The organism is Streptomyces sp. NPDC021020 (assembly GCF_044333285.1).
GTDB lineage: Bacteria > Actinomycetota > Actinomycetes > Streptomycetales > Streptomycetaceae > Actinacidiphila.
In genome coordinates, this window is record NZ_JBIRQQ010000015.1 from 72,499 (window position 1) to 96,736 (window position 24,238).

A 24,238-nucleotide genomic window follows, 5' to 3' on the forward strand; every position below is an offset into this window, starting at 1 on the left:
CGTGGACATCTCCGACGACCGCCCGGCTCTGGACCCGGCGTGGTGGGACGCGGCCAACAACGTGTACGGCACTCTGCGGGGGCGGCGCATGTCCGGGGTGGTCGAGTGGTTTGCGGTGGCGGGGTGGGGTTACCGGTCGTCGTCCTGGCACGGGTACGAGGTCGAAACGAGCTGGTGCCGGGTCGAGCTCGATCCGCTCGGGGGCGGGGAGATCCTGCTGAACGGCGTCGTCGACCCTGCCCGCTTCGACGCCCTCGCGGCGCTCCTCGCCCGATCCGGCCTCGGCTACGGGCTCGAACTGTACGGCGACGACGACGTCCCGGTCCGTCAGGTCGCCGGGTAGGGACCGGCGTTCGCCCGGGGCTACCCGGGGGCGCGCGTGTCGGCTACTCTGCAAGTAAGTGCTTACTTGCAGAGGAGGGCGCGGTGGACACCCGGGCGCGGGTTGTGGCCGAGGCCATGCGGCTTTTCGGGGAGCAGGGGTACGCCAGGACGACGGTTGCGGAGATCGAGAAGGCCGCGGGGTTGTCGCCCGGGTCGGGGTCGCTCTACCGGCACTTCCGGTCGAAGGAGGAGTTGCTGGCCGAGGGGGTGCGGGCGAAGGTCGCGGAGAATGCCGGGCTGCTGGCGATGATCGGGGACCCGGGGGCCATGGCCGCGCTGCCGTTGCGGGAGCGGCTCGCGGGGCTGGCGCGGGCGGGCCTGCGGCGGCTGGAGCAGGAGCGGGACCTCAACCGGATGATCGTGCGGGACCTGGCCGCCTTTCCGGCGCTGCTGGACGAGGTCCGGGAGGGGGAGATGCGGCGGATCCACGCGGCCGTCGCGCAGTGGCTGCGTATGCAGGCCGGGCCCGGGGACGGCGGGGGGCGGGACTGGGAGGCGCTCGCCGTGGTGCTCGTCGGGTCCGTCTCGCACTTCTGGCTGCTGCGGGACGTCTTCGGCGCGCACCCCAGCGGCCTGGACGAGGACCGCTGGGTCGCGGCCTTCGTCGACCTCGCCGAGCAGTTGATCGTCACCACACCTGACGGAGGATCACGATGAACATCGCGTTGTGGATCACCCAGGGCCTGCTCGCGGCCGTCTTCCTGGCCTCGGGGAGCATGAAGTCGACGCAGTCGAAGGAGCGGATGATCGCGACCGGCCAGACCGGCGTCGCCCCCTTCCCGCTCCGCGCGATACGGGTCGTCGCGCTGCTCGAACTGCTCGCTGCGGTCGGGCTCGTCGCCCCGCGGCTGACGGGCACGGCCCCGGTGCTCACCCCGCTGGCCGCGGTCGGCCTGACCGCGGTCATGGCCGGGGCGGCCGTCTCGCACTGGAGCCTGCGGGAGTACAAGCAGGTCTTCGGCATCAACCTGGTCATCCTGCTCGCCTGCCTCTTCGTGGCTCTCGGAAGGTTCTGAGCGCGCCCCGTACAGTCGGGGCATGGCTGTGGAGATCGAGGTGGTACGGGAGGCGGGCGCGGACGTCGTCGGCGCTCTCGCGCGGCTGCTGCCACAACTGTCGAGCAGCGCGGTGGTGCTGGACGCCGACGGGGTCGCGCGGGTCCTGGGCAGCGAGGCCAACACCGTGCTGGTCGCGCGGCTCGACGGGGAGATCGTCGGAACGCTGACGCTGGTGATGTTCCCGCTGCCGACGGGCCTGCGGGCGCGTATCGAGGACGTCGTCGTGGACGGCGCCGCGCGCGGCGCGGGCGTGGGCGCGGCCCTCACCGAGCACGCGCTGCGCCTCGCGGAACAGGCCGGCGCCCGCACCGTCGACCTGACGTCCCGCCCCTCCCGCGAGGCCGCCAACCGCCTCTACGAACGCCTCGGCTTCCGCACCCGCGACTCCCGCGTCCTGCGCTTCACGGTCGGCCCGCGCTGACCCCGTGCCCGCACCGGGCGCAATCCGTATCCCCACCGCGGCGCAGTGGGCCCCACGAGCTGCGGGCGGCTCGGGCGCGATGCGCGCCATCTGGCGTGGACGGGCCCCCGACGGTGCCGTAGGACAGGGGGAGCCGCAGTTCGGCCGGATCGCGGGGAGGGCGGATGACCACCGAAGCGCTGCACCACTGGATCGTGGTGCTGGACCTGGAGACGTTCAGCACACGGTCCGATCCGCTCCAGCAATTCCTGCGCGCGGCGATGTACGACGTCGTGCGGACCGCATTCGAGGACTGCGGGCTCGATGCGCGGGAAATCGCGATGGAGGACCGCGGCGACGGCATCCTGATGCTGGTGCCGCCCTCGGTCTCCCCGGTCCGGTTGGCCGGCCCGCTGGTGCGCGCGCTCGACGACGGGCTGCGGGAGAAGGCGCGCGTCCACGGCGAGGAAAACTCCCTGAGGATGCGGGTGGCGCTCCACCAGGGGCTCGCCGCCCAGGACGCGCACGGCTGGTCGGGCGACGCGGTCAACACCGCCTTCCGGCTGGTCGATGCACAGCCGCTGCGGAACGTGCTGAGGAAGGCCACCCTGGCCCGGCTGGCCTTCGTGGTCTCCGAGCAGGTGTATGACGGCGTGGTGCGGCACGGCCACCGCGGGCTGGACCCGGCGGCCTACCTGCCCATGCGGTTCACCACCAAGCACGGCGAGACGCTCTGCGGACGGGTCACCGTGCCGGGGTACAGCGCACCGCCCGGGCTGCCGTCGGCAGCCACCGCACCGCAGCCGGCTCCCGCGGCACCGACCACCGGTGGCACCGGGGCCGCAGAACGGCCCGGCGCCGGCTCCGCGGGCCGGGTGACCGACATCCGGGTGCGTACGGTGCACGGGGATGTCGTCGGCGGCGACAAGCACGTCCACGGACCGGGAACGGTCTCGTGACCACCGCCACTCCGACGGGGGGCACCGCGCCGAGCGGTGCGACAGCGCCCGGGGCGTCGGGGGGCGCCCCGGTCGCCGGGGGGACGCCGGCCCCTCCCGTACCAGGAGGCGCGTCGGGCGGCTCCGACGCGGGAGGGGCCGGTGCCCCGGGAACGGGGGACGGCGGCGCCGCCGGCGCACCGGGCGGCACATCCGCGGCAGCCACCGACCGGGTGGGCCCCGGCGAGGACGCCAGCGCGGCGACCGACCGCATGGGCCAGGGCTCGCAGCTGCACGGCCATCTGCGCAACGCGTTCGCCAACGTCGAGGGCGACGTGGTCGGCGGGGACAAGTTCGTGTACCTGCTGGGCGGCCGCAGGGACCGGCTGCGCCCGCTCTCCCCCGTTCTGCGGGACCGCGTCCGCTACGCGTTCGAGGACGCGCCCGGCCTGGAGGAGGCCAGGACCGCGCTGCACCAGCAGGGCGTCGTCATCCTGCGCGGGCCCGCCGGCCTGGGCAAGACCGCCGCTGCCGTACGCCTCCTGACGACTTGCGAGGGGACGGTCTACCACCTCGACAGCCGACTCGACTTCGGCTCGCTCGTGGACCGGCTCGACACCGGGGAGAACGGCGCCGCCACCGGGATCGAGGTTGGAGCGGGCTTCCTGCTGGACCGGCCCGCCGACGCCGCGAACCTGCGCGGCGAGATCTACCAGCGGCTGCAGACCGCTCTGCTGGCCGCGGGCGCCGTCATGGTGGTGACCGTCGCGGACACCGATGTCGCCGACAGCGACGTGCTCTCCGGCGTCGTGGACCTGTCGCAGCCGCCCGCCCCGCGCGGCATCGTACGGCGCTACCTGGACTGGCGGCTCGGCAGCGAGGCCACCGGGCAGATCCTGGCCGACCCGGACGTGGAGGCGCTGCTCGCCGAGCACCTGGACAGGGGAGCTTCCTGCCGGACCGCGGCGGACCTGGCAACCGCGCTGCACGACGAGTTCTCGTCCGGCGCCCCCGACCTGCTCCAGGTGAGCGAGCGGGTGGCCCGCAAGGGCCTGGAGACCTTCGAGATCTGGGCGGACGGGCTCACCAAGCCGCACGTCCGCTGCCTGTCCATCGCACTGGCCGTGCTCAACGGGCTGCCGCAGGAGGAGATAGCCCAGGCGGCGCGCGCGCTGCTGCGGCGGCTGGACGAGGCACGTTCGCCGGCCCATCCCGCGAAGGACGAGGGAAACTACAAGGGCCTGCCTCCGCGGGACCCGGCGGGGGCTCCGTTGCGCAAGCTGCTGGCCCGGCTGCGGGCGCGCCGCACACCCGCCGTCGCGGGCCGGCGGGACGGCAGCCCCACCGGACGCGCTCCGGTGGTGTGCCTGGCCTACCAGGAACCGGACTACCCGCGCCGGGTGATAGCCCACGCCTGGACCGAGCTGTCCGTGCAGGACGTGCTGCTGGACTGGCTCGGTGAGGTCGTCGCCGAGGGTTCGCAGGAGGCGTCGGTGTACGCGGCGGTCGCGCTGGGCGGACTGCTCGCGGACGCGTTCCCGTACATCAGCCAGGAGGTGCTGGCGCGCTGGGCGCACCACGACGACTTCCGGTACCGCAACGCGGCCGCCTACACGCTCGCCGCGGCCAGCCGCAATCCCGCCCTGCTGCCCGACATCAGGGCAGTTGTGGGCGAGTGGTACGCCGACCGGTCGCGTCCGCTCGGACAGGCCACCGCGGCGCGGGTATACGGGCTGACCCCGCTCTCGGCCGACGTGCGGCAGTCCATCACCGCGCTGTCGCGGCTGTCGCAGGTGGACCACATCAAGGTCGCGGTCGCGATCGGATACGCCTACACCGACCTGCTCGTCGAGGACAGCGCCACGGCGCCGCTGGTGCTGGGCGCGCTTCGGGCGGGCCTGGCCGACACGCAGACCCGCCCCAGCTGCCTGCTGGCGTTCCTCATCGTGGCCATGCAATCAGTGGTGGACGGCTCGCAGACCGGTACGCAGGAGGCCGACGGCTGGCCGTTGCTGCTGTTCCTCCGGTCGGACCGGCCGGAGCTGGTCGATCCGCTGCGAGTGCTGTGGCGCGAGGTGCTGAGCCAGCCGTTCTTCAACCGGCAGGCGGAGGACGCGCTGAAGACGTGGGCCGGACTCGCGGAGGCCGACGAACAGCTGCGTGCGGTGTTCCTGGCCATGCTCGGCGACGTGGTGACCGGCGACCGCCGGTCCGCCGCGATCGTCCGGCGCTACGCCGACTCATGGACGGACCGCGAGGAGCTGGCGCCGCTGCCGCTCACCGCCTGGGCCGTGAACAGACTGCTCGTCCGGGAGGGACTGACGTGACCACACCGCTGCCGCTGATCTCCAACATCGATCTGGTACCTACCGAGCGCTACCGGGAGTGGTGGGACGAGCACCGCAACGTGGCGGTCGTGCACCGGGCGACGGACGGTACGCTCACCGTCGGCACCAAGTCCACCCCTTCGTTCTGGGCAAGGGTGTTCGGCAGGGCGGGCATCCGGTTGCTCGTCGACCTGAGCGACCATCTGCGCCACGCGAACGTCAGCCGTACCCCGTTGCCGTGCAGTGACCAGGCGCACCACTTCGCGGCCCACTTCGACGTGGGCTTCCGGGTCCACGACCCGGCGGAAGTGGTCCGGCGCAACCTCCCCGACGCCCTGGCCGTCGTGTACGGGTACGTCGTCCACCAGATCCGCACCGTCGCGCGGGGGTTCCCGATCGAGGACGCGGACCGGGCCGAAGCCGCCGTCAACCGCCATTTCCAGAACGGGGTGGTGCTGCCCGAGGGCATCACCATCTTCCGGTGCTGGGTCCACCTGGAACCCGACGATGCCGCCCGGGAGTACCGAAAAGCGGTGACGCGGGCACAACGGGACCGGACACTCGCGGAAGGCGAGCACGACCGGCGGGTGGCCGAGACGCGCTCCGACGAGGCCGTCAAGGACATCGAGCTCGACGGCGAACTCGCGCGCGACGGGCGGCGCGGAAAGGTCCTCGCCGATATGGCGTGGGACATCGAGGGGCTGATCCGGTGGCATCTGACCAAGCACCCCGAGGACACCGAGCGGGCGATGCAATTGCGCATCGAGTGGGAAAACGCTCAGGCGGCACGCTGGGAGCTGGGCGTCGAGCGTGCCGACCAGAGGTTCAAGTTCCTGGTCGAGAAGGACTTCTTCCGCCCCGCCGACCTGGCGGCGCTGAACGGCGGCAGGTTCGACGGCAGCTTGCCCTGGGCTCCCCCCGCCGGTCTGCCGCCCGCCGCGGAAGGGTCCGTGCCGAGGCCGACGGCGCCGGTGCTCTGGGGAAACCCGGCGGCTCCCGGCGCGGGTCCGGCGGCAAGCACCCCGAGGGAGCCGGTCGTCGTCCTGCCGGTCTACGTGCTGCTGGACGCGTCCCAGGCGGCCGCGCATTTCACGGCCGGCTTCAACGACGGGCTGCGGTCGCTGCACACGGCGCTCGCCCAGAGCCCCGACGTGGCCGCCGGCCTCCGGCTGTCCGTGGTCGGCATCGCCGAACGGCCCGACATGCGGCTGCCGCTGACACACATCGGCTGGGGCACCGACGTCCCCCACCTGTCGGCAGCCGGCGGACTGCACCTCGGCTCGGCCTTCGACGCGTTGCTCGACCTGCTGCCCGGGGACGTCGACGGGCTCAAGCAGGGCGGCGGCCGGGCGCACCGGCCGGTCGTCTTCCTGGTGACCACCGCCCCGCCGCAGGACGGCGCCCGGTGGACGCAGGGCCAGCAGAACCTGGCAGAACACCGCTACGCACCCAAGATCGTCGCCTGCGGCCTCGGGGAGAGCGAGGCGCGCACGGTGCTGCGCTGCGCCTCCGCAGCCGAACTCGCCTACGTCACCGTCACCGCCGCCGACGCGGCCGAGCAGGCGGCAGCCTTCTCGGCCCTGCTGCAGAACACGGTGCTGCGCCTGGGCCGCACCGTGCTCGCGGGTCGCCCGGACCTCGTCGCCGACTGTCCCGAAGGGCTGCGACCGGCCTCGTCCGTCCTCTGACCACACGGCGGCCGGCCGACCGCACCCCCACCGGCCCCGCACCTGCTGCCTGCCGGCGGGCGCCCAACCGTCCGCTCAGCCCGACCTGGTTCGGCCGAACGAAGGAAAACCGCTGTGTCCAACAACCGCGGGGCTCTGCTGCCCGTCTACGTACTCGCCGACGAGTCCGGGTCGATGACCCCGCACCTCGGCGAACTCAACAAGGGACTGCGGTCCCTCTACGACACGATGCTCGCCGAGCCGATGGCCGCCGCGAAGGTGCGGCTCACCGTGCTCGGCTTCGCCGACGACGTCGCAACGTACACCGAACTCGCCGACCTGCGCGCCGAGTACAGGTCGCCGGAGCTGTCCACCCGCGGCAGCACCAGCTACGCGGCGGCGTTCAACGCCGTGCTGCAACGGCTTCCGAACGACATCGGCAAGCTCAAGGCGGACGGGTACCGGGTTCACCGCCCGGCGGTGTTCCTGCTCAGCGACGGCATGCCCAACTCCGGCGAGGACTGGCGCACGCCGCACCGGCAGCTCTCCGACCGGGCGCTCACCCCGGGCGCGCCGAACATCGTGGCCTGCGGGATCGGCGGGGCGTCGCCGGAGGTCATGCTGGAGGTGGCCTCCACACCGACGTTCGCCCTGGTCTCCAAGCCCGCCGCCGACCTCGGGAAGGCCATCTCCTCCTTCTTCGTCGCCCTCACCAAGAGCATGGTCGAGTCCGGACGCAACCTCGCCGCCGGCAACGCCGAGCTGATCATCGCCAAGCCCGACGGCTTCATCATGGCGATCGACGAGGTCTGAGATGGCCGGAGCACACGGACCGGAGCCCCGCAGGGAGCCGGTCGGCATCAACGACTGGGAGCATCACAACGGTTGGCGGGCGGACTTCGAGCCGTCGGCGTCGCAGGTGACGCCGAAGCCGCAGCCCCGGCCGAAGCCGTGTGCCGACCGGCCGGCCGGTCCTCCCGTGCCGGACTGGTCGGTGGTCGAGGTCGGCAAGCCCGGCCACGCCTTCGAGGCACGGCCGCCCGGAGCGTCCCCGTACCGCCCCGACACGATCGCGGACGGCTGGTCGACCGACCTGGTGACGATGCGCCTGGCCTCCGTCCGCGGCTACGCGCACCGCTACAACGGCACGCCGCGCGAGGACGACTGTGCGGTGGCGGTCCACAAGGACAGCGGGACCGTGGTCTTCGCGGTGGCCGACGGCGTCTCGGCCGCCCCGCAATCCGCGACGGGGGCGGTGCTGGCATGCCGCGCCGCCGTCGGCGACCTGCTGCACCAGCTCGACTCGGACGTGCCGACGCTGGACTGGGCGCATGTGGTGCGGACGGCTGCCTGGAGTCTGGTCGCCCGGGCCGCGGCCGGCCGGGAGCCGGAATCCGCCTACGCGGAGGAGGCCGAACAGCTGTACGCCACCACGCTCGTCGCCGGCGTGGTGCGGACCGACCGGTACGGTGTCCCGCGCGTGCACCTCGTCCAGGTCGGGGACTCGGCAGCCTGGGTTCTCGACAGGGCCGACGGACGCTACCACCGGCTCCTGGCGACCAAGGACACCGAGGGCGAGGACGTCGTCTCCTCGGCTGTGACCCCGCTGCCGCGCGTGCCCGCGCCGCTCGCGCTGCGGACCGTCGAACTCGGCCCGTCCTCCGTGCTGCTGGTCGGCACGGACGGCTTCGGTGACGCGCTGGGCGACGGGGAGGGCGCCGTCGGCCTGCACTTCCACCGCAGCCTGGCCGTGCCGCCCTCGCCCCTCGCCTTCGCCCACCTGCTGGATTTCTCCCGGGAGACCTTCGACGACGACCGCACCCTGCTCGCGGTATGGCCCCGGCACCTGCTCCAGGAGCCAGGGCGATGACCGGCTCCGCCCGGGTGCACCTCGACACCTTCGTCCGCGAGGGGTCGCTGGGCAAAGGCGGGCAGGGGGAGGTGTGGGGGGTCAAGGAACGGAAGATCAACAAGGAGTGGCCCGTCGCCTACAAGCAGTACACACCGGGCATCCGGGCCACCGCCGACTTCACCGCGCTGCAGGCCATGGTGGATTTCGTCCCGGCGCTCGACCCCCCGGTGGGCCGCTGGCTGTGCGAGCGCAGCGCCTGGCCGGCGGCAGTGGTCGAGGACGACCGCGGCCCGTGCGGCTTCCTGATGCGCCGAGTGCCCGACACCTTCACCCTTCACCTCCCGGCGCCGGTCGGCAAAACGTCACTCGCGGCCTTCCAGTTCCTCTTCAACAGCCAGGACTACCTGGACCGGATGGCGATCCGCATCACCGACCTGCACCGGCTGCTGCTGCTACGGGACCTGGCCGGACTGATGGGGCGGCTGCACGAGTTGGGCATCGCGGTCGGCGATCTGTCCGCGAACAACCTGATGTTCTCCCTCGCCCCGCAGCCCGCCTGCTTCTTCATCGACTGCGACGCGATGAGGCTGCACGGCCGCCAGGTGCTGCCGCAGGCCGAGACCGCGGGCTGGCAGGTGCCCGACCCCACCGGCGAGGAACTCGGCACCCCGGAGAGCGACCGCTACAAATACAGCCTGCTGGCGATCCGGCTCTTCCGGGGAGAGCAGGAGAGCACCGACAGCGATGAACTCGGCAACGCCGACCCGGCGCTGGCACAGCTCGCGACGAGTGGACAGTCGGCCGACCCGCTGCTGCGGCCGACGATGCACGAGTGGGCTCACGAACTGGAGGAGGTGATCGCCCGGAATCCACTGGGGCGGTCCAGCCAGGGGCCCCGCGTCGTTCACCCCACGACCGCGAGCCCGGCCCGGGCGCGGAACACGGTGCCACCGGGCGGCCCCCCGCGGGGTGGCACGGTGCCGCCGAAACCGGTCCGGACGGCCCCCCGGCTGGTCACCGCACTGGCGGTCTTCCTGCTGCTGTTCGGCCCGCCGCACCTCTACCGCCACCTGTCCCAGGGGCTGTCGGGTGCCCCCCACGTCACGGCGTCCGCCGACACGGGCGACACGGGCGACAGCACGCACTCCGACGACGGAGGAAGCGGCTCCGACAGCTCCGACGACTCGACCGAGGAGAGCCAGGTCGCCGCCGTTGACGATCTGCTCCAGAGCAACGTGGACACCCGTCAATCGGTCCAGGCGGCAGTCGCGTCCGTCATCGCATGCAAGTCGCTCCCCGCGTCCGCCACCGTGTTCGCCCAGGCTGCGGCGTCACGCCGGGACCTGCTCGGCCGGCTGGCCGACCTCGACGTCGGCTCCGTCCCGGGCGGTTCCGATGCTCTCAGGAGTTTGGCGACCGCCTGGACGGCGTCCGCCGCGGCCGACGACCACTACCAGGAGTGGGCCCAGGACCTCGCCCGCGACGGCTGCGGGCAGGGCCGAACGACGCAGGCCACGGCCTTCCAGCAGGCGGGACAGGCGAGCGACCAGGCCACCGCGGCCAAGAAGATGTTTGTCGCCCAGTGGAATCCGATCGCGAACCGCAACGGCCTGCCCGGCTACTCCTGGGACGCCATCTGATGAGAAGCACCCACGTCCGCGGCGAGGACCGTCACTGCCAGGACCGCGTGCCGAGCCCGGAAGGCGGTACGGATGAGCCACTCCGCTCGTGCAGAGCTTGCAGGTCGGCGAGTTCGAGGACCTGGCGGCCCGTGGTGAGTATGCCCTCGCGCCGCCACTGTTCCAGCGTGCGGCTGACGGTCCGTAGCGAACTCACCACCAGCCCCGCCAAGTCTTCCTGTGACAAAGGGAGTTCGATCCGCACTGACCCGCCGACGACCCGGCAGCCGTGCCGCTCCGCGAGGTGCAGCAGCAGCTCGGCGAGCCGCGCCTCCACCGATGCGGAACCTATGGCGGCGCGCTGCCGGTCCGCGTCACGTAGCCGCTGTGAGAGGACCTGCTGGACCGCCTGGGCGATGACCGCGCTGGACTTCAGTATCGTGCTGAACCGGCTGGCCGGCACGACGAGCGCTTCGACCTCGATCAGCGAGCAGACGGAAGCGGAGCGGGGTCTACGGTTCAGGCCGGACTGCTCGCCGACCAGGTCGCCCGCCCTGCGCAGGGCTAGTACCGTGCGGTAGCCGGTGTCGCTGTCCGTGTACACCTTCACGCAACCGCTGCGCAGCACGAAGATGTGGTCGGAGCGGTCGTCCTGACGCAGCAGGAAATCCCTGGGGGCGTACGTCCTCACGTGGCCGGCGGTTCGCAGCGCATGCCGGGCAGGGGCGTCGAGAAGTGACCAGAAGGCATCGTCGGCGGCCTGCCGGCGGTCGGGTGCCGCTTCCTCGGAGGGCGTCATCGGTCAGCCGGTCACCACCGCCAGCCCGAGCAGTCCGGCCCCGGCCACCGCCAGCAGGAGGGACTGGCGCACGAGGCGGTGCTTGGCCCATATGATGGCGCTCATTGTCACGATCTGCCCGGTGAGCGCGGTGAGTGGATCCGCGAGCCCCAGCCGCTCCGCGAGGTTCTGCGGCGTCCACTGGTGCAGGTCTCCGTAGAAGAGGTAGTCGTCAGGCCCCGGCGGCACCCCGTGCGCAGGGCCCTCCCTGGGGAGCACCGCCAGGACTGCGGCGAGCGCCGACAGCGCCAGCAAGACGACACCGACCCATAGTTCGGCCCGCGCCCACCACTCCGACAGCCCCCCGAACACGCGCCCTGTGCTCGACGCGGCTCCGACCCCGGCCAGTAGCGCCGACTCGATCGTCAACGCGAACGACGCCTTGGCGTCGATACGACCGGTCCACTCGGCCAGCGAAGAATGTAATCGCCAGGCCGTCGCCACGGCCTCCTCATGGCCCACCGTGCCCTCGCCTCTCCCCCGCACCACCGAATTTCCATCATAGCGACGGATGTTCAACCTGACTCGGCACTTGACGCAGCTCCAGATGCTCAGCCGGAGCGGTAGCCCGTTCAGGCGCTGACGATGCAGAAGGGGTGGCCCGCCGGGTCGGTCAGGACGCGGGCCTTGGCGCCGTGGGGCTGGTGGGTGGGGAGGGTGGCGCCGAGGGTCAGGAGGTGGGACTCGGTGGTGGGGAGGTCGGCGTCGGTGGTGAAGCAGATGTGGAGCTGCTGGGGGGAATCCTGGCCGGGCCAGCGCGGGGGGCGGTAGTCGGGGACGCGCTGGAAGCCGAGCAGGAGTGCGCCGTCGGTGCCGGCGAGGCCGGCGAAATCGGCGTCGGACTTCGGGTGCCGGGGCAGGCCCGTGGCCGCCTCGTAGAAGGCCATGAGGGCGAGCGGGTCGGGGCAGTCGAGGGTGATCGCGGTCATCCGCAGCTGCGGGGTCATGGCGCCTCCGTACGTGTCCGGGCCCGTCCCGGACACCGTATCCGCGCGACGACGGCCGGGGCGCCGGTGGTCAGCGGGTGAGCTCCGGGGGGAGGTCCAGGGACGCGAGGCGCGCGGGGTTGCGTACGGTCAGCGCCTCGGTGATACGGCCCGCGTCCGACACCGCGAAGGCCACCAGGCCCAGCAGCTTGCCCTGCGGGCCCCACACCAGCACTCCGGGGTCGCCGTTGACCAGCACCGGGCGGGACGACGCCACCGCGCGGGCGCCGCGCTGGGCGCGGACGGCCAGCTCGGCCGCCGCCACCCGGGCGGCGGTCAGGCCCTGGTCGGAGTACGAGCGCCACTCCACCTCCGGGTCCAGTAGCTCCAGCAGGCCCGCGAAGTCGCCGGCCCGGGCCGCGGTGAGGAAGGCGTCCACCACCGCCCGCCGCCGGCCCCGGCCCTCCGCTGTGTCGTGCGAGCCGCGCACCTTGCGGCGGGCGCGGCTCGCGAGCATCTTCGCCGCGTCCGTCGACCGGCCCAGGATCTGCCCGACCTCGTCGAACGGCACCGCGAACATGTCGTGCAGCACGAAGGCGAGGCGCTCCGCGGGCCCGAGCGTGTCCAGCACCACCAGCAGCGCGACGCCGACCGAGTCGGCGAGCACCGCGTCGGCCTCCGGCGCCGCCGCGGGGTCGTCCGTGACCTCGATCTCCGGTACGTGCGCGCCGTACGGCTCCTCGGGGCGGATCTTGCGGGCCCGCAGCATGTCGACGCACACGCGGCCGACCACGGTGGTCAGCCACGCGGCGAGGTTGGCGATGCCGTCCGGGTCGCCCTGCCGGGCGAGGCGCAGCCACGCCTCCTGGACGGCGTCCTCGGCGTCCGCCCGTGAGCCGAGCATGCGGTGCGCCACCGCCGTGAGCTTCGGCCGCTCCTCCTCGAAGAGCCGCGCCAACACATCGCCCTCCGGGCCCGGTCCCGTCATGACCCTCACCTTCCGCCGGAAAGTCCCCTCACGTCTGCGACGTGCCGGGGGCGGAAAACGTAACAGGGTGCGTTTCTGCCCCGCCGGGCACGCGTTTTTAGGGGCGCGGGGAACTGCGCGGCCAATCCGCCACCGTGGTGCACGTCGTCACCGACCCGAAGGGGCAGTTCGGTCCGCGCCGGACCACCGGCCGGTGGGTGGTTGCTCGCGCAGTTCCCCGCGCCCCCAAGACGCGCGCCCTACACGGAAAGCTCCCCCGCCGAGCGGACCGCCAGGTCGAGGAGCTCGTCCGGTAGCCGCACCGGCGGGAGGGGAAGTCCCGAGCGCGCCCTGAGCGCAAAGACGCGGCTCTCGCCGGGGAGGAGGGTCACGAGGGACTGGTCCACGACGAGGTCGGACGGGGCCACCCCGAGCGCGGAGGCCAGCCGGTCGGGGAAGACGCACAGGTCGCGCAGCAGCGTGTGCGCGGTCACCGTCAGGTGCAGCGCGCCGTCCCCGGTGGAGGGGATGACGGTGCGGGCGGGCGGCGGGCCGGCGAGGGCGCGGTCCGGGCGGTACGTCCACGTCGTGCGGGTCCCGTCGGTGTCGACGACGAGCAGCTCGGCCGAGGGGTCGGCCGGGGCGGTGAGCGCCGGGTCGAGGGGGACGTGGAGCAGCCCGCCCGCGGGGCACGCGGCGTCCAGCCGGGCGGCGGCCAGTTCCGTACCGTCGAAGGCGATCCGGCGGACGGTCACCGACGCGCGCCACTCCCCCGCCGTGTCGTTGGCCAGGGTGAGTTCGAGGCCGGCGGGGCCCGTCGGGTCGTGGGTCGGGCCGGGGGTGACGGGGTGGACGGTCGCCAGGCGCGGGGCGAAGGCGTGCCGCAGGGCGTACCAGAGGGGCTTCTCGACGCCCGCGGAGTCGACGGCGGACCAGCTGATCGCGGGCCAGCAGTCGTTGAGCTGCCAGACGACGGCGCCGGCGCAGCGGTCGCGGGAGCGCAGCCACTCGACGCCCGCGGCGACCGCGCGGGCCTGCACGAGCTGGGTGGCGAAGTGCCAGTCGGCGCCCTCGGCGGGGGCGGGGAAGTGCGGCTGGAGGCCGCGGGTGAGCTTGTGCATGCCGTCGATCGCCCGCAGGTGGTGGCGGGTCAGGGCGGAGGCGGGGCCGGGGGTCTCGCCGTCCAGGACGCGTTCGAGGGTGGTCCAGGCGGCGGGTCCGCACCAGCCCATCTCGGAGACGAAGGAGGGGTCGTGGTCGCGGTAGTGGACGTAGTCGGCGTCGTTCCAGGCGTCCCACAGGTGGCTGGGGCCGTGCGTGACGGCGGCCGGGTCGGCGTCGAGGCTGCCGGACCAGGGCGAGTTGGGGACGTAGGGGCGGGTCGGGTCGAGGCGGGCGAGGACGCCGGGGAGGACGTCGAGGTAGTACGCGGCGCCCCAGCCGCGCTCGCCGATCTGGTCGGTCCAGCCCCAGTGGCGGTGGCCGAGCACGGTCTCGTTGCCGCCGCACCACAGGACGAGGCTGGGGTGCGGGGCCATGCGCGCGACGGCCTGCTCGGCCTCGGCGGTGACGAGGGCGGCGGTGTCGTCGTCCTCGCAGTAGGCGGCGCACGCGAAGAGGAAGTCGTGCCACACCAGCATGCCGCGCTCGTCGCACGCGTCGAGGAAGTCCTCGGTGACGAAGTGACCGCCGCCCCAGACGCGGAGCAGGTTGGCGTTGCCGGCGAGGGCCTGGTCGATACGGGCGGTGACGCGCTGCGGGGTGGCGCGGCTGTCGAGGGTGTCGTCGGGGATCCAGTTGTAGCCGCGGACGCGCACGGTGCGGCCGTTGACGACGAGGGCCCAGCGGGCGCCGGCCGCGTCGGGCGACTCGTCGAGCGCGACGGAGCGGACCCCGAAGCGTACGGACGTCTCGTCGAGCGGTTCGCCGTCCAGCTCCAGCCGGGCGCGCAGCCCGTAGCGGGGCTGGGCGCCGAGGCCCACCGGCCACCACAGCTCGGGCGCGTCGAGGGTGAAGGCCACGACGGCCTCGCCGTCCTCGCCGACCGTTCCGGCAGCGTTTCCGGCGGGGCGCCCGGCCGGGTCGGCCAGCTCGACCAGGACCCGGGCGCCGGCGGGCGCGTCGGCGGCCACGTGCACGGTGACCTCGGCGCTGCCGTGGCCGGGCGCGAGCGCGACGAGCGGGCGGACGTGGTCGATCCGGCCCGCGTACGTCTCCAGCCGGATGCCGCGCCAGATGCCCGCCGTGACGTAGTGCGGGCCCCAGTCCCAGCCGAAGTTGGCGGCGGCCTTGCGGACGTGCGCGTAAGGCTCGTCGTACGGGGAGGGCAGCGGGCCGTGCGCGCGCTCGTGGGCGAGGGCGGCCTCCCACGCGGAGTCGAAGCGGACCTCGACCTCGTTCTCGCCCTCGCGCAGCAGGCCGTCGAGCGGGAAGCGGTAGCCGAGGTGCTGGGAGCGGGCGGAGCCGGCGTGCCGCCCGTTGACGTACACCTCGGCGACCGTGTCGAGGCCGTCGGCGACGAGGTCGGTGCGGGTGCCGGGGGCGGGCGTCCAGCCGAAGGTGCGGCGGTAGGCCCACTGCGAGTGGCCCACCCACTCCTGCGCGGCCTCGCCGAGCCCCACGTCGGGGTCGGCGAGCAGGCCCGCGGCGAGCAGCGCGGTGTGCACCTCGCCGGGCACCCGCGCGGGCAGCGCCGCCGCGCGGACGGCGGCGGGCGCGGTGTCCGGGCCGCCGGTCCAGCTGAGCTGCCAGGTCCCGCCGAGGTCGTGCCGTACGGCGGCGGCCCGGTCGGGGGTGGTGGAGGTGTGCGTGCTGAGTGTCATCCCTTGACTGCCCCTGCGGTGAGTGCTTCCTGCATACGGCGGCTGGCGAGCGAGTAGGCGACGTACACCGGCAGGAGGGTCAGCACGGTGCCGGCGGTGAGCACGCCGAAGTTGGTCGCGTCGGACACCAGCGTGGGCAGCGCGACCTGGGCGGTGCGCAGGTCCGGTGCGGTGCCGGTGATGGTGAGCGAGAAGAGGTATTCGTTCCAGAAGGTGAGCAGCTGGAGGATCGCGACGCTCACGACGCCCGGCATCGCGATGGGCACGAAGACGTTGACGAGCAGCCGCCAGTTGCCCGCGCCGTCCAGCGCCGCGGATTCCACAAGGGCGGGCGGCACGGTCTTCATGAACTGCGTGAGCAGCAGCACCGACAGCGGCAGCGCGCTCGCGGGCAGGAAGAGCATCTGGAATTCGCGGGTGTAGAACATGTGCAGCTTGATCGCGAGGATCACGGTCGGGATCAGCGCGGCGAACGGCGGGATCAGGAAGCCCGCCGAGAAGGCGCCGGTCACCAGCCGGCTGAGCCGGTTGTCGAGCCGGGCGAGCGCGAAGGCGGCGGGCAGCGCGAGGCCGAGGGTGAGGACGATCGCGACGGCCGAGATCAGCGCCGAGTTGGCCAGCGCCTGCCCGAGGTGGGCGGTCTGCCACGCGGTGCGGAAGTTGCCCCACAGCCAGTCCTTCGGCAGCGCGAAGGGGTGGGTGAAGATCTCGATGTTCGTCTTGAGCGCGCTGACCAGCAGGTAGTAGAGGGGTGCGGCGAGCACCAGCGCGTACACCCAGGACAGCGGTACGGCGAGCAGCCCGCCGCCGCGCCGCCGGGAGCGGCGTACGGTACGGGCGGTCGTGGCGCTGCGGGCGTGCCGGCTCGGCGAAGTGGTCGTCATCGGGTCTTCTCCAGGGGGCTGCGCAGCAGCGCGCGGATCAGCAGCATCCCGGCGACGCCGATCAGCAGCAGGACGACACCGACCACCTGGCTGTAGCCGAGGTCGCTCTGCGAGAAGGCCTTCTCGTAGACCAGGTAGGACAGCGTGGTGGACGAGGTGCCGGGGCCGCCCTTGGTGAGCAGCAGGATGAGCGCGGCGGACGTGAAGAGCGTCCACAGGAACTGCAGCATCGTGAGGGTGCGGACGTAGTCCTTCACCATCGGGAAGGTGATCTGCCACATGATGCGGAAGCGCCCCGCGCCGTCGAGGCGGGCGGCCTCGATGACGTCGCCGGGCACGCTGGACAGGCGGGCGGCGAAGAGCACGGCGGTCCAGCCGACGCCGCGCCACAGGTCGATCGCGATGAGGCTGGGCAGCGCGGTGGCCGGGTCGGCGAGCCAGGAGTGCGCGAGGGAGTCCAGGCCGACGGCGTTCAGGGCGCCGTTGGCGCCGCCGTCCGGGGACAGGACGCCGTAGAAGATCATGCCGGTGACCGAGATCGAGATCAGGCCGGGCGAGAAGTAGAGGATCGACAGCACGCGGTAGCCGCGCGGCTTGGTGCTCAGGTGGTAGCCCAGCATGAAGGCCAGCGGGATCATCACCGGGATCACGACGGCGACCTGGACGGCGCTGTTGCGCAGCGCGTCGTGGAAGACCTCGTCGCCGAAGACGTGCCGGATGTTCTCGGCGCCGACGTAGCTCGGGTCGTAGATCAGCCCCTTCCAGCGCAGCGTCGCGATGACGAACATCGCCACCAGCGGGCCGACGGAGAAGACCGCGAACCACACCAGGGACGGGACCGTGAGCCACAGCAGGCGGGGGGTGTTGAGGCCGCTGCGGCCTCGGCGGCGGCCGCGGCGGGCGGCGGGTGGCGCGGTGTCGGGCGGTGCGGCGCGGGTGCCGCCGGCCAGGATGCTGGTGGATGTCATGAGCAGGCGTTTCTTTCGGCCGGGGCGGATGCCGGGCGGTACGGGGTCGTACGGGAGCGGGCGTCGTGCGGGAGCGGGCGTCGTGCGGGGGGCTTCGCGCCGGAGGGGCCGCCGTCCGGTGTGCGGGCGGCGGCCCCTCCCGCGGGGCTCAGCTCTTGGTGGCGTCGTCGAGGCCCTTGCAGATCTTGTCGGCGGAGGACTTGCCGTACGCGCCGGTCAGGACCTGGATGATCGGGTCGGACGCGGCGCCGATCCACACGTCGGGCACCACCGCGTAGTCGACCGTGCCGTCGAGCTTGAGCGACTGCGACAGCAGCGGGTCGGTGGCGTAGGAGGAGAAGTCACCGGTGGTGGGCGGCAGGATGCTCGCGTCCTTGACGAAGTCGCCGACCGTGGCGTCCTCGTAGAAGGAGGTGATGAACTTCCGGACGTTGTCGATGCGGTCCTTCGACGCGCCGCGCTTGGTGATCATGAAGCCGACGCCGGTGAAGCCCTGCAGGGCGGTCGGCTGCTTGTAGACCGAACCGGACGGGATGGGCAGGCCGGCGAGCGTGGTGTGCGTCTCGATGCCGGTCTTGGAGCCCTTGGCCTCGGTGTACGCCCAGGAACCGGCCGACATCATCGCGGACTTGCCGGAGTAGAAGGAGGCGTACATCGCGTCGGCGTTCAGGCCCGCCGCGTTGTCGGCGAAGACGCCCGCGTCGCGCAGCTGCGTGAAGAGCTGGATGCCCTTCATGACGGACGGCGTGGCGCAGTAGCCGCCGCTCTGCATGACCTTCTCCATCGTCGCCGCGTCCGTGTAGGACTCGGCGAGCTGGTAGAAGAGCTTCTGCCCGGTCCAGTCGTTGCCGCCGACGGTGAGCGGCTGGATGCCCTTGGCCCGCAGCTTCTTCGCGGCGTCGATCAGCTCGTCGGTGGTCGCCGGGATCTTGTCGACGCCCGCCTTCTTGAGCAGGTCGGTGTTGTACCACATGGGCCAGCTGAAGCCGGAGAACGGCAGGCCCTGGAGCTTGCCGTCCGGCTTGCCGCCGACCCGCCACTCGTCGAGCGCGGCGGGCTTGAGCTTGTCGGCCAGGCCCCACTGCTTGACGTAGGCGTCGACGGGGACGGTGACGCCCGCGTCGAGCCAGCCGAGCGTCTTGTCGTACAGGTTGACGATCACGACGTCCGGCGACTTGCCCGCGGCGACCGCGTTCTCCACCTGGTCGTCGATCGTCTCCAGGCCGTCGGTGGCGTTGATCTTGACGCCGGTCTTCTTGGTGAAGGCCTGGAAGACGCGGGACTGCGCGGCGGCCGCGGAGTTGCCCGCCGTCCAGCGGGTGACGACGTCGATCGAGTTGCTTTTGCCGGTGTCGCCGCCCGCCTGGTCGCCGCCCGTGCCGCACGCGCTCAGGGCGAGGGCGAGGGCGCTGACGACGGACGCGGCCACGACGCGCACGGCGGCCCGGGGCCTGGTGCGGTGGTCCATAGAGCTTTCCTTTGCTGGGAACGTACGAGCGTGCGCGGCCTGCGGCGGCCGGGCTGACCCACAGAGTCGCGGAGGCGAGGAGCGGTGTCAATAAGAAAGATTAGTAATCTATTAAAGAACTGGATACCCGCAGGTGGGCGCACGGAACGCTGTGTACTGACCCGCGCGCCGAGCGTCGGGAGCCCTCAGAGGCGGCCGCGGACAACCAGACGCGCGGGCGCGGCGCGTACCGTCGCGGGCGGCTCGCCCGCCAGCGCGCCCGCGAGCGTCGCCCCGACCAGCTCCCCCAGCTCCTGCACGTCGTGGCTGACCGCGCTCAGCGGCGGGGCGGCGAGCTGGCACAGCGCGGAGTCGTCCCACGCGACGAGGAAGAGGTCCGCGGGCACCGCGAGCCCCAGCCGCGCCGCCTCGTGCAGCGCGCCGAGCGCCATCACGTCGTTGTCGAAGACGACCGCGGTCGGCCGGTCCTCCAGCGCAGCGACCGCGGCCAGCGCCCGTACGCCCGCCCCTTGCGAGTAGTCGCCCTCGAAGGCGGTGGTGCGCACCCCGTGCTCGGCGGCGGCCGACTCGAAGGTGCGGCGGCGGATGATCGTGTGGGCCATCTGCGCGGGCCCGGCCACATGGCCGAGGTGGGTGTGCCCGGCGTCGACCAGCTCGGCGACCACGCCCCGCATCGCGAGGTCGTCCTGCGTCCACACCGCGGGCAGCCCGCCCGCGGTGACCGGGTCGCCGATGACGACGCACGGCAGCCCCAGCTCGCGCACCAGCTCCACCCGCTCGTCGCCGGGCAGCAGGTCGATCAGGACCACGCCCTGCACCTGCCCCAGCCGCGCCCAGGCCCGCATCCGGTCGGCGGCCTGCCGCACGGTCGCGACGACCTGGAGCAGCACCGGCACCCCGAGCGGCACGAGCACCCGCTCGATCCCGGCGATGAACTCGTGGAAGAACGGCTCGGCGCCCAGCACCTCGGCGTCCCGCACGAGCGCCAGCCCGACGGGCACCCCGCGCCGCGGCTCCCGGGGCCCTTCCGTGCGCTGCGCGTCGGCGGCCATGGCGTCCTCCTGGTCGGTCGGCTCGTCCAGCAGGGCTAACCTCGCCGGTAACGTAGTCGTGCGACAGCGTACGGCGAGGCGAGAGGTGGTCGAGGGTGGCCCGACGGGAGTCGGCGGCCGCGGGTCCCGGCAGCCGCGCGCTCATCGTCGACCTCATCAGGTCGTCCGGTCCGATCAGCCGGGTGGAGCTGGTGAACGCCACCGGGCTCACCCAGCCGACCATCTCCAACATCGTGCGGCGGCTCATCGACGACGGTGTGGTGCGCGAGACCGGCGACACGGTCGCGACCCGCGGCAAGCCGCGCGCGATGCTGGTGATCAACTCCCGGGCGGCGTACGGCGTCGGTATCCATGTCGCGGCCGACGCTCTGACCTGCGTCGTCACCGACACGCGGGGCGGGACGGTGGGGCGCCAGCTGGTCGCGGGGGCCGTGGAGAACGAGGGCGGCGGGGACGGCGAAGCGCACGGTGCGGACGCCGTCGGGCAGCTCGCCGGGCTCTACCGGGACGTCACCGAGGGGCTGGGCCTCGAACCGCAGAGCGTGGCCGGGCTCGCGGTGGTCGGGCCGGGACCGGTGGACGTCGCGCGCGGCGGCTTCCTCGCCCCGCCGGGGCTGCCGCGGTGGGCGGGGCTCGACCTCGCGGGCGCGCTGGCGGGCGAGCTGGGGGTGCCGGTGCTGGTCGACAGCGACGCGGCGGCCGCGACCGTGGGCGAGTTCTGGGGGCGGCAGGTCTCCCGGGAGCGCACCTTCGGCTGCCTGTACATGAACTCCGGGATCGGCTCCGGTGTCGTCCTGGACGGCTCGCTGCACCGCGGGGCCAGCTCCAACGCGGGAAAGATCGGACATGTGGCCGTCCAGCGGGACGGCGAGCCCTGCCCGTGCGGCAACCGCGGCTGCCTGGAGCTGTACGCGGCGCCGCGGGCGGTCGTCGCGCGGGCGCGGGCGGTGCCGGATCTCGTCGAGCGGCTGCGGATCCGCGCCGCCGACCCGGACGCGCGGGCCTTCGACGTCCTGGCGCGGGCGGCGATCTACGGGGACGGGCCGGCCCGCGCGCTCGTCGACGAGTCGGCGGCGCTGCTCGCCGAGGGCGCGGTGGCGCTCGCGAACCTCTGGGACCTGGACACCCTGGTACTGGCCGGGCCCGGTTTCGCGGTCGCCGGGTCGATCTACGTGAGCGCGATCCGGCAGCGGCTGGCGGAGCGGGCGTACACCCGGGACGTGCACGGGGTGCGGGTCCACCTGTCGAGCAACCCGCGCGACGCGGCCGCGATCGGCGGGGCCGCGCTCGTGCTCCAGGGCTCGGTGGCCCCGGGCCACGGTCCGCAACTGGCCGCGCGCGGGCAGGCGTAGCCGCGGCGCAGGCCGCCTCCGTGCCCCCGCAGCACCCCGACAGCGGGCACTTTCGTCCGATGTATTGCCGCGCCCTCGGGGCGCCGGTACGGTGCACGACCGCCGGATGTTGCCGCCGTATGACGGCCGTGACTTCAATAGATTAATTAAGAAACTAAGTCAGGAGATCCTGTGAGAAGGGGACACACCCGCAGGAAACACCAGGCCGGCGGCCTGGCCAGGGCGCTGAGCCGGATGTGCGCGGCCCTCGCCACCGCCGCGCTGGCCGCTCTCGCGCTGCCCGCCGCGACCCCCGCGCACGCCGCCGACGCCCCGCGCGTCATCCATGTCGCGAAGAACGGCAACGACGGCAACGCGGGCACGCAGGCGTCGCCGTACCTGACGATCAACCACGCCGCCCAGGTCGCCCAGCCCGGCGACACCGTCGTGGTGCACGCCGGGCTCTACCGCGAGACGGTCAAGCCCGCGCGCGGCGGCACCGACGAGCAGCACCGCATCACGTACACGAACGCGGGCGACGGCGAGGTCTCGATCAAGGGCTCCGAGGAGGTCAACTCCTGGGCGCGCGGCAGCGGTGACGTGTGGAGCGTGACGCTGCCCAACAGCTACTTCGGCGACTGGAACCCGTACGCGCAAGGCCAGCCCAACGGCGGCGGCGGGGGCACCTTCGCGGGCTACACCGCCGGTGACGTCTACCTCGACGAGACCGCGTACTACGAGAAGCCGTCGCTGGCCGCCGTCCAGGGCGCGCCCGGCAGCTGGTACTCCGAGGTCGGCTCGTCCAGCACCACCATCTGGGCCAACTTCAGCGGCGCCGACCCCAACGCCCGCCTCGCCGAGATCAACGTGCGGCGGCAGGTCTTCGCCCCCGACGTCTGGGGCCTCGGCTACATCACGGTGAACGGCTTCACGATCAAGCACGCCGCCAACACCTACTCCGACTTCCCGGACAGCCCCGACCGGCGGCAGGCAGGCGCGATCAGCGTCTACGGCGGGCTGAAGTGGATCATCGAGAACAACATCGTGATCAACGCCCGCACCATCGGGATCGACATCGGCCTGAGCAACGACACCTGGGCCGGCAACCGGCCGGGCACGCCCCGCACCGACTTCCACAACACCAGCGCCTACGGCTCGCACATCGTGCGCAACAACTACATCGCGAAATGCGGCCAGTCGGGCATCGCGGGCGTCTTCTCGTGGCATTCGCAGATCCTCTACAACATGATCGAGGACACCAACTACCGCAACGAGTTCAGCGGCGCGGAGACGGCCCCGATCAAGGTCCACTACATGAACGAGGGCCTGATCAAGGGGAATTACGTCAAGAACTCCAAGGGCAGCAACTCCGCGGGCATCTGGACCGACTGGGGCAACCAGAACGTCCGCATCACCGGCAACATCGTGATGAACAGCCCGTGGGGCTACTACGCCGAAGCGGTGTTCGGCCCGATCCTCGTCGACAACAACGTCTTCATCGGCAACAGCGACATCCGCACGCTCGACGCGACCGGTGTCGTCTTCGCCAACAACCTCTTCCTCGACAACGGCACCATCCACAACGACGGCAGCGGCCGGGACGCGTACTACTTCCAGCCCGGCACGATGAACGAGACGACGGCGCTCACCTCGCCGGAGAAGTTCTTCTGGCTCAACAACCTCGTCCAGGGCTCGGCCCTGCCGGACAACGCCACCGACAAGACCCAGGTGAAGGAGGGAAATTCGACCGGGACGCTCTCCAACGTCCACTACACCGCCACCAACACCGGGATGTCGCTGAGCTTCGACCTCAACGCGTCGGGCATCCAGGGCAACACCCCGGTCACCCAGGCCCGGGTGGGCACCATCCCGCACTCCAACCAGCCGATCGCCGCCGACGTGACGACCGACTTCTTCGGCAAGCCGGTCGCCTCGACGAACACCATGGCCGGGCCCTTCGCCGCCGCGCACGGCGGCAGCAACTCCTTCACCCTGTGGCCGCCCGCCGGCCAGACCGTCCCGACCCCGCCCGCCCCGCCGGCCGGCACCCCGGTCAACCTCTCGCTCGGCGCGAACGCGAAGGCCACCGCCTCCTACCAGGACGGCACCTACCTGGCGTCCAACGCCATCGACGGCAACAGCTCCTCGCGCTGGTCCAGCGACCACAGCAACGACCCCAACGCCTGGCTCCAGGTCGACCTCGGCGCGGAGTACGCGGTCACGACCGCCCGCCTGGACTGGGAGGCGGCCTACGGGAAGGCGTACAAGATCCAGGTCTCCGACGACGGCAGCCACTGGACCGACGCGTACTCCACCACCACCGGCCAGGGCGGCACCGAGACCGCCACCGTCAACCGCAACGCGCGCTACGTCCGCATGCAGGGCGTCACCCCCGCGACGCAGTACGGCTACTCCCTCTACGAGTTCGCGGTCTTCGGCACCCCCGTCGGAGCGGCAGGTGGCGGCGGCGCCACCGTCTACGGCGACGCCAACTACGGCGGCCCGTCGGCCGTCCTCACCCCCGGCAGCTACGACCTCGCCGCCCTCCAGGCCAAGGGCATCGGCAACGACAGCATCTCCTCGCTCCGCGTCCCCGCGGGCAGCACCGTGACCGGCTACGCGGACGCCGGCTTCTCCGGCACCGCCTGGACCTTCACCGCCGACACCCCCGACCTCACCGCGACCGGCAACAACGACCTCATCTCGTCCCTGCGCGTCACCTCCGGCAGTTGAGGAG

General features: G+C 72.6%; 21 protein-coding genes. 12 read left to right on the forward strand and 9 right to left on the reverse strand.

All coding sequences use genetic code 11. The annotated features are described in order from the left end of the window. Nucleotide 1: 1 nt before the first annotated feature. The 10 genes from ACH4SL_RS34350 to ACH4SL_RS34395 all read left to right on the forward strand — a co-directional run bounded on the left by ACH4SL_RS34350 (nt 2) and on the right by ACH4SL_RS34395 (nt 10,266). Complete coding sequence (locus ACH4SL_RS34350) at nt 2-343, forward strand: hypothetical protein (RefSeq protein ID WP_398453400.1); 342 nt, start codon at nt 2-4, stop codon at nt 341-343. A gap of 83 nt (nt 344-426) precedes the next feature. Next, complete coding sequence (locus tag ACH4SL_RS34355; RefSeq protein WP_398453402.1) at nt 427-1,041, forward strand: TetR/AcrR family transcriptional regulator; 615 nt, start codon at nt 427-429, stop codon at nt 1,039-1,041. Next, complete coding sequence (locus ACH4SL_RS34360) at nt 1,038-1,400, forward strand: DoxX family protein (RefSeq protein WP_398453405.1); 363 nt, start codon at nt 1,038-1,040, stop codon at nt 1,398-1,400. The genes ACH4SL_RS34355 and ACH4SL_RS34360 overlap by 4 nt, the downstream gene beginning before the upstream one ends. A 22-nt stretch (nt 1,401-1,422) precedes the next feature. Continuing rightward, complete coding sequence (locus ACH4SL_RS34365; RefSeq protein WP_398453408.1) at nt 1,423-1,863, forward strand: GNAT family N-acetyltransferase; 441 nt, start codon at nt 1,423-1,425, stop codon at nt 1,861-1,863. 164 nt (nt 1,864-2,027) lie between these two features. Continuing rightward, entirely contained in the window at nt 2,028-2,801 is a 774-nt protein-coding gene (locus ACH4SL_RS34370; RefSeq protein WP_398453411.1) for a hypothetical protein, read from the forward strand. A gap of 212 nt (nt 2,802-3,013) precedes the next feature. After that, a complete protein-coding gene (locus tag ACH4SL_RS34375; RefSeq protein ID WP_398453413.1) occupies nt 3,014-5,107 on the forward strand; it encodes a hypothetical protein in 2,094 nt (697 codons plus the stop codon). Next, on the forward strand, nt 5,104-6,795 hold the full coding sequence (locus ACH4SL_RS34380) for a hypothetical protein (protein WP_398453415.1): 1,692 nt from the start codon (nt 5,104-5,106) through the stop codon (nt 6,793-6,795). The genes ACH4SL_RS34375 and ACH4SL_RS34380 overlap by 4 nt, the downstream gene beginning before the upstream one ends. Before the next feature lie 114 nt (nt 6,796-6,909). Beyond that, entirely contained in the window at nt 6,910-7,587 is a 678-nt protein-coding gene (locus tag ACH4SL_RS34385) for a hypothetical protein (RefSeq protein WP_398453419.1), read from the forward strand. 1 nt (nt 7,588) lies between these two features. After that, the gene (locus tag ACH4SL_RS34390; RefSeq protein ID WP_398453422.1) at nt 7,589-8,644 is read left to right on the forward strand and encodes a protein phosphatase 2C domain-containing protein; all 1,056 of its coding nucleotides are present in this window, start codon (nt 7,589-7,591) and stop codon (nt 8,642-8,644) included. Continuing rightward, the gene (locus ACH4SL_RS34395) at nt 8,641-10,266 is read left to right on the forward strand and encodes a hypothetical protein (RefSeq protein WP_398453425.1); all 1,626 of its coding nucleotides are present in this window, start codon (nt 8,641-8,643) and stop codon (nt 10,264-10,266) included. The genes ACH4SL_RS34390 and ACH4SL_RS34395 overlap by 4 nt, the downstream gene beginning before the upstream one ends. A gap of 31 nt (nt 10,267-10,297) precedes the next feature. Here the strand turns inward: ACH4SL_RS34395 and ACH4SL_RS34400 are convergent, their stop codons facing one another. From ACH4SL_RS34400 to ACH4SL_RS34440, 9 genes are all read right to left on the reverse strand, one after another. Beyond that, the gene (locus tag ACH4SL_RS34400; RefSeq protein WP_398453427.1) at nt 10,298-11,044 is read right to left on the reverse strand and encodes a Crp/Fnr family transcriptional regulator; all 747 of its coding nucleotides are present in this window, start codon (nt 11,042-11,044) and stop codon (nt 10,298-10,300) included. Nucleotides 11,045-11,047: 3 nt separating this feature from the next. Further along, nucleotides 11,048-11,572 (reverse strand): Pycsar system effector family protein, encoded by a 525-nt coding sequence (locus ACH4SL_RS34405; protein WP_398453430.1) that lies wholly within the window; start codon nt 11,570-11,572, stop codon nt 11,048-11,050. A gap of 83 nt (nt 11,573-11,655) precedes the next feature. Beyond that, complete coding sequence (locus ACH4SL_RS34410) at nt 11,656-12,030, reverse strand: VOC family protein (RefSeq protein WP_398453433.1); 375 nt, start codon at nt 12,028-12,030, stop codon at nt 11,656-11,658. A gap of 70 nt (nt 12,031-12,100) precedes the next feature. After that, nucleotides 12,101-12,997: a sigma-70 family RNA polymerase sigma factor gene (locus ACH4SL_RS34415; protein WP_398453435.1), complete on the reverse strand. Its 897-nt coding sequence runs from the start codon at nt 12,995-12,997 to the stop codon at nt 12,101-12,103. 239 nt (nt 12,998-13,236) lie between these two features. Continuing rightward, nucleotides 13,237-15,798, reverse strand: coding sequence for a glycosyl hydrolase 2 galactose-binding domain-containing protein (locus tag ACH4SL_RS34420; RefSeq protein WP_398453438.1), 2,562 nt, complete (start codon nt 15,796-15,798; stop codon nt 13,237-13,239). Next, complete coding sequence (locus ACH4SL_RS34425) at nt 15,795-16,682, reverse strand: carbohydrate ABC transporter permease (protein ID WP_398453440.1); 888 nt, start codon at nt 16,680-16,682, stop codon at nt 15,795-15,797. Before ACH4SL_RS34425 ends, ACH4SL_RS34420 begins: the two co-directional genes overlap by 4 nt. Beyond that, nucleotides 16,679-17,650, reverse strand: a complete 972-nt coding sequence (locus tag ACH4SL_RS34430; protein WP_398453442.1) for a carbohydrate ABC transporter permease — start codon at nt 17,648-17,650, stop codon at nt 16,679-16,681. Before ACH4SL_RS34430 ends, ACH4SL_RS34425 begins: the two co-directional genes overlap by 4 nt. A gap of 148 nt (nt 17,651-17,798) precedes the next feature. Continuing rightward, nucleotides 17,799-19,118: an ABC transporter substrate-binding protein gene (locus tag ACH4SL_RS34435; protein WP_398453446.1), complete on the reverse strand. Its 1,320-nt coding sequence runs from the start codon at nt 19,116-19,118 to the stop codon at nt 17,799-17,801. Between the two features lie 185 nt (nt 19,119-19,303). Continuing rightward, entirely contained in the window at nt 19,304-20,170 is an 867-nt protein-coding gene (locus tag ACH4SL_RS34440; RefSeq protein ID WP_398453449.1) for a LacI family DNA-binding transcriptional regulator, read from the reverse strand. Nucleotides 20,171-20,265: 95 nt separating this feature from the next. On the opposite strand from ACH4SL_RS34440, the gene ACH4SL_RS34445 reads away from it, so the two are divergent. Together ACH4SL_RS34445 and ACH4SL_RS34450 are read left to right on the forward strand one after the other, a co-directional pair. Further along, nucleotides 20,266-21,522, forward strand: coding sequence for an ROK family protein (locus ACH4SL_RS34445; protein WP_398453452.1), 1,257 nt, complete (start codon nt 20,266-20,268; stop codon nt 21,520-21,522). Nucleotides 21,523-21,693: 171 nt separating this feature from the next. After that, complete coding sequence (locus tag ACH4SL_RS34450) at nt 21,694-24,234, forward strand: discoidin domain-containing protein (protein WP_398453454.1); 2,541 nt, start codon at nt 21,694-21,696, stop codon at nt 24,232-24,234. Nucleotides 24,235-24,238 lie beyond the last annotated feature (4 nt).